The organism is Alkalibacterium thalassium, from assembly GCF_900101165.1.
Classification (GTDB): domain Bacteria; phylum Bacillota; class Bacilli; order Lactobacillales; family Carnobacteriaceae_A; genus Alkalibacterium; species Alkalibacterium indicireducens.
In genome coordinates this window covers 20,396-35,124 of the sequence record NZ_FNFK01000019.1, presented here as the reverse complement: position 1 = coordinate 35,124, position 14,729 = coordinate 20,396, and the positions used below count along the sequence as shown (strand labels likewise).

Sequence of the window (14,729 nt, the reverse complement as noted above, 5' to 3'; positions counted from 1 at the left end):
CGAACACCGCCAGAAATATTTACAGTTAAAAAAACGACGTGGCCACAAAAAAGCGATTATTGCCATTGCACGTCGCCTTTTGACAGCTATATATTATATGCTGCTTCGTGACGAACCCTATAATGCGTCTCTCTATAAGACCGAAGGGCTTCGTCCAGGGAGAGAGATGACTGTCGAACAAGCAATTAGCTTTGCAAAAAGTCATGGGTTCTCGATTAAAGTTAGCTGAATTCATTTTCTGAAACTTTCATGAAAACCAACTCTTTTTTAAGTGCGCCTCCTACTCCTTTACACCTCATTAGTCTTTAATTACATATTTTCAAACTTTTCCCCTCCAACAACTTGATCGACTACTTGCTTGGTCAATGCCCATTCTCTTTTTTTCTCTGACAGATAGCGACGTCCGTCTTCTGTTATCCGGTAATAAGTCCTTTTCTTCCCCTGGGTGACATCTCCGGGGTACGCTTCGATATAACCATTCTTCTTGAGCCGGTTGAATGCAGAATACATAGTAGTTTCTTTTATCGTATAGTTCCCGTCAGTCCGGTCTCTGATTTCTTTAGACAAGGCATAGCCATATGAATCACCTTCTATTAGAAGCGACAGGAGAAATGTATCATTGTACCCTCTTATCACATCACTGCTTATCAATTGACCAAACCTCCTTCTACTGTTTCTATTATGTAAGGACAGACAAAGTACTTCATCTGTCGTTGTAATCAGTTTAGCACACGCTTCCTTTAATTACTACACTTATCGTAGTAAAAAATAAAAATCAGACTTCAGACGGATACCCCTCTAAAGTCTGATTAATATTAATCGATATCTCTTTTTTTGAATCCAGCTGCGCCGAGCATAGTCAGAACTGCACCGATCAGGGTCAGCAGTATTGCCGTCCATACATTCCAGTCTTCCACAGGCACTTCTGGAATATGATAAAACGCAGACAACCAGCTGACTGCTTCCGGGATATCGAATAGACCCCCAAAGTACAATAAGATAAAAGCAAAGCCCAGATACAGCCAGATGAATGACGAAGCTTTCGGCAGCCAGCCGACCAGCATGACAGTCAGTCCGATCATAACGAACATAGCCGGCAGGTAAGCAAGGCCGGCAGAGACCATATCCAGCAATGATATGTCATAACCCATAGCTACCGCTGATCCACCGAAAGCGAGCGACTGAAGGAGCTGAAAGATAATGGCAACAGCTAAACTTATCAGGATAAAGGTGCTTAATACAGCCGTCCGCGACTTTGCTCCAGCGATTAATTTATCCATGCGGTTTTTCTTTTCTTCTCCTCTTATTCTAAGAATAATCTGAACTGTCGGAATTGAAGCCGCCATCGCCAGCACACCCATGATCATGGCTATGAACTGATCAGTCATTGAGACACTTTCGTCTCCTGCTATGATCTGTTCAATTATCTCATTTCCGGCAAGGACATCTTCTATATCTCCAATTACTGACCCATAAGATACCCCAAGCAGGACCATAGCTACAGCCCATACAATCAGCGGAGTTCTCACGAGCTTTAGAACAAATCCGACAGGCGTCTTCAGGAAAGAAGAAGCATGTCTCTTCCCGGGCCTGTCATTCAGCAGGCCGGCACCAATATCTCGTCTATGTTTTAAAGCCAAAGCAGTGACGATCAGAACTAGACTTATTATCAGACCGATCCATACCGGAAACCAGTTATTCTCAACGAAAGGTTCAGCCCCGTAAAGCAGACCTAGAGGTGAAATCCAGCTCAAGGCATCAAACTCTCCAGAATCTCCTATTATACGAAGGATATAGGACAAGCCCAGGACTCCAAATGACAGCATCATGGCTCCCCGGGCATTAGATGATAGCTGAGCCGTAATTAAGGTCACTCCTCCAAATATCAGTCCGACCAGTCCGTATAATACACCGGTCAGAACAGCTCCCTCTGTTGTCATGCTTGAATCACCCAGACCTATCAGAAGACCTGTAGATATTAATGCTAGAAGTGTATTCGTAAGAACAAGAAGCAGGATCGCTGACGTAGTAGATGCCAGTCGTCCAGTCGGCAGAGCCTGAATCAGTTCAAGAATACCGTCTTCTTCCTCTGACCGCGTGTTACGGACGACAAGAAGTATAGACATGATCGCAAAAAGCACAAATCCCATGATCGTCATTGTATGAGAGTACATGGCTCCAATCGTATAATTATCTATTCCTATCGCGCGACCAAATAAAGCTTCCATTGCCGGATTCTGCATCGCCTGAGCCATTGCCTGACGTTCAAGCGGATCCCCGTAGACCTCCACAAAAGCCACAGCACCCAGGATCACGTAAAAAGCACAGCCAGCCAGCCAGAGAAGCAGTTTCAGCCATTCTTTTCTGATCGTAAAAGCAAAGATTTTTCCGGTTCGTGCATGAGACTGCATCATGTTAGTCAACTCCTTCAGCTGTTTCATAATGACGCATAAACAGATCTTCGAGTTTTGGAGGGGCACTTTCAAGCTTCAGCACTTTAAACGGTTGTACATAAGATAGAAACGCATCGAACTTATCACTGTCCAGCTGAAAAACAACCTGATCTCTGTTAATCGACACATTATGGGCAAAGGACTGCTCCCTGATTGATGAGATGTCCTCTTCCGTTTTTAGTGTTATCTGGGTACGTGTCAGATGTCTCAGATCATCAAGTGTTCCTGACTCTACAATAACACCTTTACGTATGATAGCCACACGGTCACAGAGACGTTCGACCTCTGATAGGATATGGCTGGACAACAGAACACTTGCCCCTTTGGCCAGCACTTCCTTCGCACATTCCTGAAAGACTCTTTCCTGCAGCGGATCCAGTCCAGAAGTCGGCTCATCAAAGATGTAGACATCTGCATCGGCCGCAAAAGCAGCGATCAAAGCTACTTTCTGTCTGTTTCCTTTTGAGTAGGCCCGACATTTTTTTGTCGGATCGAATTCAAATCGTCTGATCAGCTCTTCCTTACGCTCTTTATCGACTTCAACTCCACGCATGCTCAGGAATAGATCAATGACTTCTCCTCCAGTCATATTGGGCCAGAGATTGACATCCCCAGGTACATAAGCTACACGTTTATGGATTGAAACAGATTCTTTCCAGACGTCCTTGCCAAAGATAGTAGCGGATCCCCCATCTGCTTTGATCAGTCCCAGAAGTATTCGGATCGTGGTAGATTTACCTGCTCCATTTGGGCCGATGAAACCGACTATTTCCCCTTTGTCGACTGAGAAACTGACTTTTTCCAATGCCTTCGTTTTACCGAAAGATTTTTCAACTGCGTTCACTTCTATTAATTTTTCCATGACTGCCCCTCCATTCTCCCTCTCAATTTATTTATAATATATGGTCTTTAGTGTATCCAGATACGTGTAAAACTCATCATAATAAGGTGAAAAGTCTGCATTGCTAAATTCATCGAGATTCTGACTTTTTATTCGCTGCTCCATCTCTGTTCGATACCCTTCTACAGTCCAGCGAATAAAATTAAACGATGTCTCCTGAGGGATGTCGTCTCTAAATTTTGTAAAATCAATATTCTTTGTCAGCACGGTTCCCCAGGTCTGTTCGGCTTCTGACCGTTTTCCAGCCAGTTCAGCCGGCAGATCATACTTATCTGCATGGATGAATACACTCGCAAGAAAGCCTAGTGCATGTGGTTGTCTTTCATACACAGCCCACTTGAGCTCAGTCGTCTGTCTCAACCGTTCAAAAAAGTCAGTTTCATCAAAATCGATCTGATTTAAGAACTGGTCTTCCGCTATCGAAAAGGCTTCTTCGATCAAGTTATAGAATAATGCCTCTTTATTATTGAAATAGTAGAACAGTGTCCCCTTCCCTATGCCCGCCTCTTTAGCCATAATGTTGGTGGATGCCTGATCAAATCCTTTCTCAGTGAATTCCTTGTAACAGGCATTCAAAATTCGGTCCTGCTTTTCTTTTTGGAGTCTCCTAAAAACTTCTCCCATTTCTCTCCTCCTTTCTCTTAAATATGACTGACTGACCTAGTCGGTCGAACAGTATGTAAAAAATTGACCACCCTGGTCGATAGGTCCTGAGACTGACAGGATGCTTATATGCTCTGATTTTCTGACACCCGTTCCATCAGATTGATTCCGATACCCATGAAAATGATTCCCATTAGAACTAAAGCACCGATCGGTTCCAGCAGCTGAGATAAGGAGCGGTCCTGAAGCACTGCTCCCATCATTCCTTGGATGCCATATTTGATCGGCATCAGTTCTGCCAGAAACAGAAGTATCTGATTACTGACCACTTCAAGCGGCCAGAATGCTCCACCAAGCATAGCCATCGATGTCGCTACAATCGGTATAACGACCTGCAGCTGCTGAGGGGAACCGACAAGCCCCATTAGAAGCATTCCTAAAGATACGATCGCAAATACAAAACAGATGATGAGCACACTCATTTCCATATAGTTTGTTCCGAATTCAATACCTACCAGATAGTGAAGAATCAGAAGAGCAAGGAATATCTGCAGAATACCGGCCAGCATATAGTGCAGGAGCTGTCCAGTATATATCCTGGTTTTCGTCAGCGGAGAAAAGATCAGTCTCTGCCAGGTCCCTGTCTGTTTCTCTTCAACTAAATTTGTCATCAGATACAAAATTGAATAGACTGAAAAATATAAGCTCATACCGACCACGACAGCCATTCTGTATATTTCATTGGAAGAGGCAGCTTCTGTCCGACCTGTCGTTTCAACTTGAATATAATTGCTTACATCGATATTTTCAGTCCCGAAGTCCTGTCTGACCTGTTCAAGACGCTGCTCTTCAGAATAAATCTGATTAACGTATTGGATCAGTGTAGAGATTTCCATATCTTCCCGTCCAATAAGAAACTGATAACGATCCTCTTCCAGTCCTAATGCAAAGGCACGCTCATTCATCCTGATGTCTTCATATACCGTTTCATAATCACTTTCAATGAATTCGAATGTTTCTTCTTCATTTAATCGGTCAAGCCAGTCTGACTGCTCTTCCTGACTCAAAGTCTCACTGAAGGTTGGAACAGTTATGGTCTGTTCCCCTTGTGCTCCGGCCATAAAATAAACGAAGACTAAAGTCATCCCTAGAAAAGTAATCAGCAGAGTCGGCTGCTTGAACAGCCTGATCCACTGTAATTTAAAGACTGTCCACATTTAATCCAACCTCCTTTTCGGAAAGAGTCCGACACTTACGACCAGCAGAACAGCTGTCATCCCGGCCACTCGTGTCACTAGCGGAATGATCTCGCTCATTTCAAATCCCTGCATCAGCTGAAGATACGCCGTCATCATCGCTCCGTTCGGTGTCCAGTTTCCAATACTTCTCAGTGCTTCAGAGAACTGTTCAACTGGAGTAAAGCTTCCACCAACAAAAGCAAACAAGGTCACCAGTATGCCTCCAAAAAAGCCGGATGATGCATTGCTGTTGGAGTACAAGGTGATTGATGTCAGGAGACTGGTGATCGCCCCCACGACAAGTGAATACGCCAGACTAAGCATCCCCAGATCGATCCAGAACCGAAGCGGATACCCCCTCAAAGTGCCAAAAATCAAGGTGCTCAAACCGAAAAGAATCCCTAACTGAAGAAACGTGATGATCGTGCCCGAGATCATTTTGCTGCCTAAAAAGGTCAGTGGATTCATTCTGGAAATCATCAGCCTTCCGAAGACATGCTGCTTCTTCTCTTTGAAGGCTCTGCTGGCTAGAGCGGGGGCTGTATGGAGGGCAAACATGACTCCCATTCCAATAGTGTAATACTGAAATGAAGAAATTGGATCTGCAGCATTCAGTGTAGTTATTTCTCCATAGCTCTCCTCTGCTGGTTCTGCTGCGTCCGCATCACCATTAGTGGCAACTGCAATGGACGCTTCTAAATTGAACTGATTGGCATATGAGGACAGCACACTTCTGATGATATCCGTTGTAACGTTATCGAAGTTCAGAACCTCCAGTGAAATAACTCCTGTTTCATCCTCTTCGAACATGACAGCATCCCAGACAGATGCATTGAAACCATCAGGTATACTGATGACACCGGAGACCTCTCCTTCATCCAATGCTTCTAGAGCTTGTTCACGGGAGGCATAATCCACGACTTGGATCCACTCAGCTACTTCATCATCATTGAGTAGTGTGCTGAGCTGAATTCCGGGCGCCATAGCTTCTGCCTGACTTGTAAGCAAGGGAATCATGTCTTCTGGAACACCTCTGTTCTCGAGTACTTCCTCCCAGTCTTCCAGCTCTCTGTCAATTGACTGCCCCTGCACAAGTGCTACCGGAAAAGCATTGATATTAAACTCAGATAAGGAGAGGTTCCCTAATGCAAGCCCAAGAATAGCTATGAGAATGAACGGCATGAGGAGCAGTTCAGTCAGATCTGACCGACTTCTGGTCAGAATCAATGTATCCTTTTTTATAAGTGAAAACATACCTTATCCTCCTTCAGTCTCTTAAGGTTCGTCCAGTCAAATGCAGGAATACATCCTCCAGAGATGGGGTTTGAAGGGACACTCCAGTAATTTTAGTTTGTGTCTGTCTTGACAGCTCAAAAATATCTTCAAGAAGGTTTTCTCCTTTTGATGCAATGACTTTATAGCCCTGCTCTTCTTCAGATGCTTGAGTGACAGCCGGCAGCTGACTTAGCTTTTCTTCAAACGATAGCGAATGAGTCTGGACAGTTATATGGATGGTTTCTTCATTAGATAAAATACTTTTCAGCTCATCATTGGTACCAGAGGCGATAATTTCTCCATGATCCATGATATATACACGGTCACATAATTTTTCTACTTCTTCCATATAATGACTGGTGTAGAGTACGGTTATTCCTCTTGACCGGTTGAGCTCTCTAATCATATCGAGAATATAGTTTCTTGACTGTGGATCGATTCCTACAGTCGGTTCATCCATGATCAGTATCTCCGGTTCATGAAGCAGGGTCACACCGATATTTATCCGTCTCTTCATTCCGCCAGAATACGTCTTAACAGCATCTTTCTTTCTTTCAGTCAGACCGATGAGTTCGAGTACTTCTTCAATTCTACTCTCCAGCTGCTTTCCTTTAAGCCCGTAGACTTTACCGAAGAATTTCATATTTTCATATGCGGATAATTCTTCATATAAGGCAATCTCCTGTGGAACTACGCCCAGCACTTGTCTGAGACCTTGAGGGTTTTTCCAGGCATCCTCATTGTTGAACCTGACTTTTCCAGAAGACGGTGGCAGCAACGTAGCAATCATTGATATGGTCGTTGATTTCCCCGCGCCGTTTGGACCGAGAAGCCCGACTGACTCGCCTTTTTCCAGATACAGATTCAACTGATTGACAGCTGTTTTTGATTTGAACCGTTTCGTCAAGTCTTTAGTTTCCAGCATGTGTCTCACTCCTTTTTTACATTTATCCTGCTTAAAGTATATAAAAAAGAAGACAGCATCGATACTGTCTCCAGTCATTTTATGGAATGACTAAAGTCACTCTTTTCTATCGAGATCATGCCTGACTGCATAAATCGCAAGCTGTGTCCGGTCCCTTAATTCCAGCTTATCGAGAATGCCGCTGATATTGTTCTTGACTGTCCCCACTGAAAGAAACAGTCGCTCAGCTATTTCCTGATTGTTCTGTCCCTGCCCGATGAGCGAAAGTATGCTCACTTCTCTTTCTGTCAGGCCTGTATCAGCCTCTTGTAGACTTTTATTGCTATGAATAAGCGACGGCATGACTTTTGCGGCAACTTTCCCTTCGATAATCAGTCCACCCTCCATACAATGATAGATGGCCCGGTGAAGTTCTTCGATGTCACCATTTTTTAGCAGATAACCGTTTACCTGGTTTTTTAATGCTTCCATTGCATAATCTTCATCATTGAAAGTAGTCAGAATGAGGATCTTGATGTCCGGACAGCTCTCTCTGATAAGTCGGCTCGCTTCCAGCCCATTCATGACCGGCATTCTAATATCAAGCAGAGCAAGGTCAAACTGTTCCTGCCTGCAAAGATCAACGGCTTCCTGTCCATTTCCTGCTTCTCCTGTCACTTTTAAAGACGCATCTGCTTCGATCATCAGCTTGATTCCCTGTCTTACAAGTGTCTGATCCTCTGCCAGCATAATTCTAATCATTTTCACTTCCCTCTCCTTCTTCTGATAAGAACGGAAATCGTCCTCTTACTACAAACAGATGATTAGACTGCTTAATGTCGAGATCGCCTTCGATTTCCTCCAGCCGCTTTCTCATATTTGTCAGACCAAATCCTGCACTAAAACTCACTTTTTCCATGAGTTTGTGACTCACCGTAAATTGAAAATAACGGCCAGCAATCAGTTTGAACTGAATATCAGCCTGCCTGGTTCCGCTATGGCGCATCATGTTAGTCAGTGATTCCTGAATCGCTCTATAGATAACAACAGACTGGGCATTGGACAGCGGGACGTTCAATACTCCGGAGTCGAATAGAAAGCGGACCTGAAGATGGCTTTCTGCTTCAAGCTTTCTTACTAACTGAATAACAGCCTGAAGACCAGCTGTCTCGTCGGCTTTCAAGGCACTGACCGCTTCTCTCGTTTCCTGCAGACTGGCGTTAGCCAGTTCTTTAAACTGAGCCAGCTGATTGCTGATTGCCTCGTTTGAACTTTGATATCGTGCCACTTCGAGCTGCATGACTAATGCAGTTAATCTGTGTCCGACTGAGTCGTGAATATCCCTGGCGACAGCACTCCGTTCTTCCTGTCTGGCCAGCTGTTCTGCTCTTGAAACACGTCTTTTCAAGTAACGGTAGTCTGAGTACAGCCGTTCATTTTCTGCTCTCAAATCACTGAACCGCCCAACAGTCTGCTCGTACATATAAACGAGATATAAAAGAAAACTCATACTGGCGATATGAGTTATGAGGTTAAGAGATATTCCTGCTGCCACATTTGGACTGAGACTTACTAATAATAAATACGTCAGATAGACAGCCGGTTTTCCCAGCTCACTTCTCAAACCATATTCAATTCCAAGGACACTGAAAATAAACCAGATCAGTGGAGATGACCCCATGCCCCACAAAGGAAGGAGTACAAGAACAGGCAGAATTAGAAAAGCCGCTATTCTGACCTTTTTATTAAGAATAGGGAGAAGAAAGTAAATCAGAAAAAACGGAATGCTTAATGCCACTTTCCATTCGTTCACTCCATCGGCCTGAAAAACAGCTGCAAGCCATAATCCAAGAAGAAAACCTGTAGTTGTCCAAAAGCTAATCATATTATCCCTCAATCGTTTTTATGTAATCTTTTCTATTAGAAATTTCGAAACGGTACACCCATACTATATCACACTCATGCAATCGAATGACATGTCCTTTTAAGCTCTGTTTCTTCTCTGTTCAGCTATATGATTTGACATAAAAAAGGGCTAGTGATAAATTATTAAGTGGTGCATGAGAAGAGTTGTTTTTTAATACAGTGAATTTACTTTAACTGTATTATTTATAAAAATTAATATAAAGTTTTTATAAACTATTAACTGGTTAAAGTTTAACTCGTTACATTAATTTTAATATAGTTTAAAATTAAGCATTTTAGTTGAACCATGGCACTCCATTATGTATCATTTAGGTAGGCATTAATCATCTCGAAATAGAAATAAAGAACTTTATAATAGAATCTAAGGAGGAGGAAAAACCTTGAGTTTCTATGAAGGCTTGAAAAACTTTATAAAAAATCACTCGATCAAGTCCGATCAGCTTATTCCATCTGTATCGCTTAAAGAACAGAAACACAAGTACCCGCTGACAATCAAGCATAAACTTCAACTTGCAGCCAGTGATATAAGCAGGAATCAGCAGACGATCGATGCAATTGTAAACAAAATTATAAAAAAAGACTATTCGAAACGGTCCTTCGGTGGGAAGACTGAAAAAGAACTTTCTACCTACAATAAAAAAATATATCAGTATGAAAGTTACCGTACAAATAACGTTAAACTAGTCCCTTCTCAGGATACTAACTTGGAACTTTTTGTAGAGGACATTTATCTAGGAGAATTACCTGATGTAGATGCTCAAGCTGCCTTGCATTATCTTCAATCAACCATTCTTATGTCCTTTGCCTATGTCACAGGTGGTCCTTATAACCAGTGCGACCCTTCAAGTGGTCAAATGATGCACGACTCTGACCCCTATGATCTCACTATTTTCATACAATTCAGTTAAAGTAACTCTGCATTAAAATAAAACCCGAATGAATCTAAACTATTCCCTAAGCTGTAAACCAATCATTTACAGCTTAGGAGTTACTTTAGACTGTTCGGGTTTTTGTCCGTGCTTAAAAAAGCGCGTTTATATAATTCTTGCTCCGATTGTCTGCTCAAAATGGGAAAGTGCCCATTCATGCCCAGCCTGATTGAAGCTTGCTACAGCATCTTTGTACACAACAATTTCGAATCCCTTGTTGTATGCATCAACTGCTGTATGAAGCACACAAATATCGGTGCATACCCCAATTAAGTGCAGCTCAGTTATTCCACGTTCTCTCAGTTTCAGTTCAAGGTCAGTCCCCTTAAATGCACTATATCTGGTTTTGTCAGAATAATAGACCGTATCCTTTTCCTTGATAGACTGATAGTATTCTTCCAGTTTGCCGTATAAATGTCTCCCGGCAGTCCCTTTTATGTTATGCGGCGGAAAGAGATTGCTTTCGGGGTGAAAGTCATCTCCCTCTTCGTGACAGTCAATTGTGAACGCCACATAATCTCCTTCATCATAAAATTGTTTAGTCAGTTCAAGAACTCGGTCGTGAATTGCCTGACCAGGCTCCCCGCAAGTGAGTGCTCCATCTTCTGCTACGAAATCGTTCGTGTAATCAATATTGATCAGTGCTTTCTTCATCATTATCCTCCATTCATTTACATTCTTCCTTCATTTTTGAAAATAATTCGTTTACTTACAAAATAATTACTTGTGGCAATAAGAGTTTCTATAATTACTTTTGAAAGGGTAGCACCCAGCCGGATGAACTGAACGAGTATATACAGCCCCGCCATATCCATTACAGCAGCTGTCGCTCTCATGGTTATAAACAGGAACATCTCTCTGGCTACAGCTCTTTTAGTCGTCATTTTTGTTTGGAAAACAAACTTCTTGTTGACGATATAAGAAAAAAGAATCGCCAGTGTGATCGCAATGGCGTTAGACAATAGATAATGCAGCCCAATTTTCTGATTAAAAGTATAGAACAAAATGATGTTCAAGGAAGCCGTAATGACTCCGAAAAGAAAATAATCGATAAACTGATGGAACTTACCATACACTTTTTTCATCATGATCATCTTCCTCTCTGAATCAGCTCAGACGATCTTTCATCATGTTCTGCATAAACTGCCAGACGCCATTAGTCAGCCCCAGTTCAGCACGGTCTTCGTCTGCTACATTGTATCTGATTGCATCCTCTTTACCATTCAGGACTTTCCCGACCCAGTGCGGATCTGCCAGAATGACACGTCCAAGAGCAACCAGATCACTATGTTCAAGCGCTTCTTCAGCCTGAGCTCCATTTCTAACATCGCCAACTGATATAAACGCTGTCCGTCCTGCAATTTGTTCATATAGATAAGCCAGCATTGGTTTATCTTTATACTCTTCAGATTGAGAAACTTGAGAGTAACTTCCCAGAGACACGTGCAGATAATCGATAGCTTTATAAGCCAGCTGATCCACAAGATACAGTGTATCCTCAAACCGAATGCCTGGTGTTTCATATTCCTCAGGAGAAAAACGGTAGCCTATGATGAAAGGCTTATCCGTGTGCTTATTCACCGTGCTGATAACTTCATCCACTAAACGATCGATAAATCTGAAGCGCTCTTCCCTACTTCCGCCCCACTTATCTTCTCTTCTGTTTGAATGAGGTGAAAAGAACTGCTGAAGCAGATAGGTGTTTGCTCCGTGAAGCTCGATTCCGTCAAAGCCAGCATCGATGGCACGTACGGCTCCTGACTTAAAGTCTTCGATAATCTGAAGGATCTCGTCTTCTTCTAATGCTCTCGGCTCTTCGGCGGTCGGTCTTTCTGCTTTGACTGCACTAGGCGCAACTGGCTGTGTGCCTCTGAGGACAGATGAACTGGTCATTCGCCCACCATGATATAACTGGACGATAGCTTTAGTCCCGTTATGTTGAATCGCAGATGCAAGTGAGGCCATGCCATCGATGTGTCTGTCATCGTGAATTCCCAGTTCACCTTCCCAGCCTTTTCCCCCTTCAGAGACATTGGCTGCCGCAGTGATAACTGCGCCGGCTTCTTTGCTTCGCATATGATAATACCGCTTCTCATCTTCGGTGATGACGCCATCAAAAAAACTCATTTTTGTTGTCATTGGAGCCATGACAAAGCGATTTTTTAAAGTTACTCCATTATTTAATGTCAAAGTTTCTTTGTACTTTCTTTCCTGCATTCTGTTCATCCTCTCTTTTACTTCCTTATTGTAACTATTTAGCACAGTAAAAACAATTTTAATGCAAAAAAACAGTCAGATGGGGGTTATCCATCTGACTGAGGTAAGGGAACACATTAAGAATGAGCAGCGCTGAGCTGAGGATAGACCTCTTCTACTGTTCTTTCCGGGTCAATGACGATATACAGTTTATCATCCGCTTCTTTAGATGACTGATACGCATTATCGTGTCCATCAGTGTCCATTGCTTTATATGGGAAATAGATGCGGTCTTTTTCGACTGCCATTCTCTTTTCCCCATTTAAACGGTCACGATATAAAATATCCATCATTTCGATATCCTGAAACTGCCTGACTCGGGCGAACATGCCTGCTTCCAATCCACCTTTGTTGATATCATCTGAATTGACACTGTCAGCTTCATGAGCAATCTCAATTTTTAATGATTCACAAGGATGGATCTGCTGAAATTCATCACCAATACGTCCAAAACTTGTGGTAACCTGCTTGATCCATAAGTCCCCGATGTGTTCACGGCGAACTGTCCAGGTTTCACCGTTACGGAAAACAAAGCGTAAAGCATTCATTACTTTTTTCATAACATTCTCTCCTATTCTTCGTTATGTGAATAGTTTAACAAATTAATTTTACAAAGGGAAGCTTTTTCCTAATTATATTTGTGTCTTTTTTATGAATATTGTGTTTTATTGAACAAAATGCATTTGACTAGTCTGAGCTGAATATTTTTCTCGATTTAACCTGTCTTTTCGATGCTGGAAAAACCTTGTGTGCTGCTGAATGGGTCATATACAGTTTTTTGGTCCATTGGATAAAATTTCTGGTGTTCGTATATGCCATAAAAGATTTTATGCACCATTCGCCACTCGTATTTTTAATCGAATAGACCATATATCATTTTATGGTCTATTCCCTTTAGTAATTGGTAGAAAGTAGATACGCCATGTCCCTTTAATATCTTTTACAGTTCTTTATAAGGAAAAACCAGCTGAGTGATCAGCTGGTTTCCGATGAACATGCAAAGAGCATGCTGAATATATAAACTCGGCATGCTCTTAGTTACTACGTTCATTTGTTGCTTTACGATACGCTTAATTCATTAACTGCAAGAATCGCATGAGCAATTTCTGTCGGAGTGATTTCCGGATCCAGGTTCTCCATCGTTTCTCCATCAGCTGTAGCCAGCTCTCCAATTTCAAGCAGTTCATCAAAGGATTTGCCATCCAGATGCATCTCTTCAAGAGTAGTCGGCATGTCTATTGCTTTAAAGAAATCGATATATTTCTTGATCTCTTCCCCTGACTTTCTTTCAAGTACAAGTTGGACCAGGACACCGTATGCGACTTTCTGACCATGAGTCAGGTCGTGGATATCCCCATCTACTGCAGTAAACCCATTATGAATGGCGTGAGCTCCTGCAAGTCCGCCATTTTCAAAACCAAGACCTGACAGAAGTGTATTGGCTTCAACAATGGCATCAACCTGTGGGGTAACGAGCTGTTCTTTAACAGCGTTGTAAGCCGCTAATCCATGAGTAAATAGTACCTCTTCAGCCATTTCAGCTATTGCCTTAGCTGCAAATGTCGTCTTTCCGCCTGCCATTGTATCACCGTTCCGTTTCATCGTAGCCTTGACTTCCACTAACGTCGCCATAGCGTCCGACATTCCTGATGCAAATAAATGCAGGGGAGCCTTGACTACAATTCCTGTGTCGATCAGAACCAGATCAGGATTTTTATCGTAGAACTTGTACCCTTCAAAAACACCATCATCCGAATAAATAACGGATAATGCACTTGTGGGGGCATCAGTTGAAGCTGTAGTTGGTACAATGATGACCGGTACTTCTAGTCCATCGGAAACGGCTTTAGCGGTATCAAGAGTTTTACCGCCTCCGACACCGATGACTGCATCCACATTCTGTTCTTTTCCAGCTTCAGTTAGACGCTCGATTTCTTTGGTCGATGCTTCTCCGTTAAACTGTTCGAAATGATACTTACTATCGGATTCACTGAAACTTTCTTCGAGCATATCCTTAGTAATATCCCACACGACCTCATCAGAAATCAGTAGAGACTGTTTTCCGATACTTTCAACCTCTTTACCGAGTTCCTTGATGACACCATTTCCCTGAATGTAACGACTTGGCGACTTGAATATATACTTCTGCATACACTTGCTCCTTTCGTTATTTGCTTTCAATTTCATTTTAACAGATTCAAGGTTCCGAAAACAAAAAATAACCCTTGTACAAATGCAAAAGAA

At 42.5% G+C, this 14,729-nt stretch carries 15 protein-coding genes and 1 pseudogene; 2 read left to right on the top strand and 14 right to left on the bottom strand.

Annotated features, from left to right (window positions below; genetic code table 11):
• A pseudogene (locus BLR76_RS12010) lies at positions 1–229 on the top strand (IS110 family RNA-guided transposase); the annotation flags it as partial.
• Positions 230–309: 80 nt separating this feature from the next.
• Here BLR76_RS12010 and BLR76_RS05870 read toward each other — a convergent pair.
• The 9 genes from BLR76_RS05870 to BLR76_RS05830 form a co-directional block, all read right to left on the bottom strand.
• Complete coding sequence (locus BLR76_RS05870; protein ID WP_091266679.1) at positions 310–651, bottom strand: PadR family transcriptional regulator; 342 nt, start codon at positions 649–651, stop codon at positions 310–312.
• 164 nt (positions 652–815) lie between these two features.
• Positions 816–2,414, bottom strand: a complete 1,599-nt coding sequence (locus BLR76_RS05865; RefSeq protein WP_091266675.1) for an ABC transporter permease — start codon at positions 2,412–2,414, stop codon at positions 816–818.
• A gap of 1 nt (position 2,415) precedes the next feature.
• Positions 2,416–3,315 carry an ABC transporter ATP-binding protein gene (locus BLR76_RS05860; protein ID WP_091266672.1) on the bottom strand — a complete coding sequence of 300 codons (900 nt, stop codon included), beginning with the start codon at positions 3,313–3,315 and terminating at the stop codon, positions 2,416–2,418.
• A 27-nt stretch (positions 3,316–3,342) separates the two neighbouring features.
• Positions 3,343–3,978, bottom strand: coding sequence for a TetR/AcrR family transcriptional regulator (locus tag BLR76_RS05855; protein WP_091266670.1), 636 nt, complete (start codon positions 3,976–3,978; stop codon positions 3,343–3,345).
• A gap of 104 nt (positions 3,979–4,082) precedes the next feature.
• Complete coding sequence (locus BLR76_RS05850) at positions 4,083–5,174, bottom strand: ABC transporter permease (protein ID WP_091266667.1); 1,092 nt, start codon at positions 5,172–5,174, stop codon at positions 4,083–4,085.
• Positions 5,175–6,449 (bottom strand): ABC transporter permease, encoded by a 1,275-nt coding sequence (locus BLR76_RS05845; protein ID WP_091266664.1) that lies wholly within the window; start codon positions 6,447–6,449, stop codon positions 5,175–5,177. It lies immediately after the preceding gene.
• Positions 6,450–6,462: 13 nt separating this feature from the next.
• Positions 6,463–7,395 carry an ABC transporter ATP-binding protein gene (locus BLR76_RS05840; protein WP_091266661.1) on the bottom strand — a complete coding sequence of 311 codons (933 nt, stop codon included), beginning with the start codon at positions 7,393–7,395 and terminating at the stop codon, positions 6,463–6,465.
• A gap of 96 nt (positions 7,396–7,491) precedes the next feature.
• On the bottom strand, positions 7,492–8,136 hold the full coding sequence (locus tag BLR76_RS05835) for a response regulator (RefSeq protein WP_091266658.1): 645 nt from the start codon (positions 8,134–8,136) through the stop codon (positions 7,492–7,494).
• Positions 8,129–9,259 (bottom strand): sensor histidine kinase, encoded by a 1,131-nt coding sequence (locus BLR76_RS05830; RefSeq protein WP_091266656.1) that lies wholly within the window; start codon positions 9,257–9,259, stop codon positions 8,129–8,131. Before BLR76_RS05830 ends, BLR76_RS05835 begins: the two co-directional genes overlap by 8 nt.
• 421 nt (positions 9,260–9,680) lie before the next feature.
• Between BLR76_RS05830 and BLR76_RS05825 the strand changes: the two genes are divergently transcribed.
• A complete protein-coding gene (locus BLR76_RS05825) occupies positions 9,681–10,208 on the top strand; it encodes a hypothetical protein (RefSeq protein WP_091266653.1) in 528 nt (175 codons plus the stop codon).
• Positions 10,209–10,334: 126 nt separating this feature from the next.
• Here the strand turns inward: BLR76_RS05825 and BLR76_RS05820 are convergent, their stop codons facing one another.
• The 5 genes from BLR76_RS05820 to BLR76_RS05800 all read right to left on the bottom strand — a co-directional run bounded on the left by BLR76_RS05820 (position 10,335) and on the right by BLR76_RS05800 (position 14,636).
• Complete coding sequence (locus BLR76_RS05820; RefSeq protein WP_091266650.1) at positions 10,335–10,883, bottom strand: cysteine hydrolase family protein; 549 nt, start codon at positions 10,881–10,883, stop codon at positions 10,335–10,337.
• 17 nt (positions 10,884–10,900) lie between these two features.
• Positions 10,901–11,317, bottom strand: a complete 417-nt coding sequence (locus BLR76_RS05815) for a GtrA family protein (RefSeq protein ID WP_176759628.1) — start codon at positions 11,315–11,317, stop codon at positions 10,901–10,903.
• 19 nt (positions 11,318–11,336) lie between these two features.
• Positions 11,337–12,446 carry an NADH-dependent flavin oxidoreductase gene (locus BLR76_RS05810; RefSeq protein ID WP_091266645.1) on the bottom strand — a complete coding sequence of 370 codons (1,110 nt, stop codon included), beginning with the start codon at positions 12,444–12,446 and terminating at the stop codon, positions 11,337–11,339.
• Between the two features lie 116 nt (positions 12,447–12,562).
• Positions 12,563–13,045, bottom strand: a complete 483-nt coding sequence (locus tag BLR76_RS05805) for a hypothetical protein (protein ID WP_091266642.1) — start codon at positions 13,043–13,045, stop codon at positions 12,563–12,565.
• Between the two features lie 499 nt (positions 13,046–13,544).
• The gene (locus BLR76_RS05800) at positions 13,545–14,636 is read right to left on the bottom strand and encodes a glycerol dehydrogenase (RefSeq protein WP_091266639.1); all 1,092 of its coding nucleotides are present in this window, start codon (positions 14,634–14,636) and stop codon (positions 13,545–13,547) included.
• Positions 14,637–14,729 lie beyond the last annotated feature (93 nt).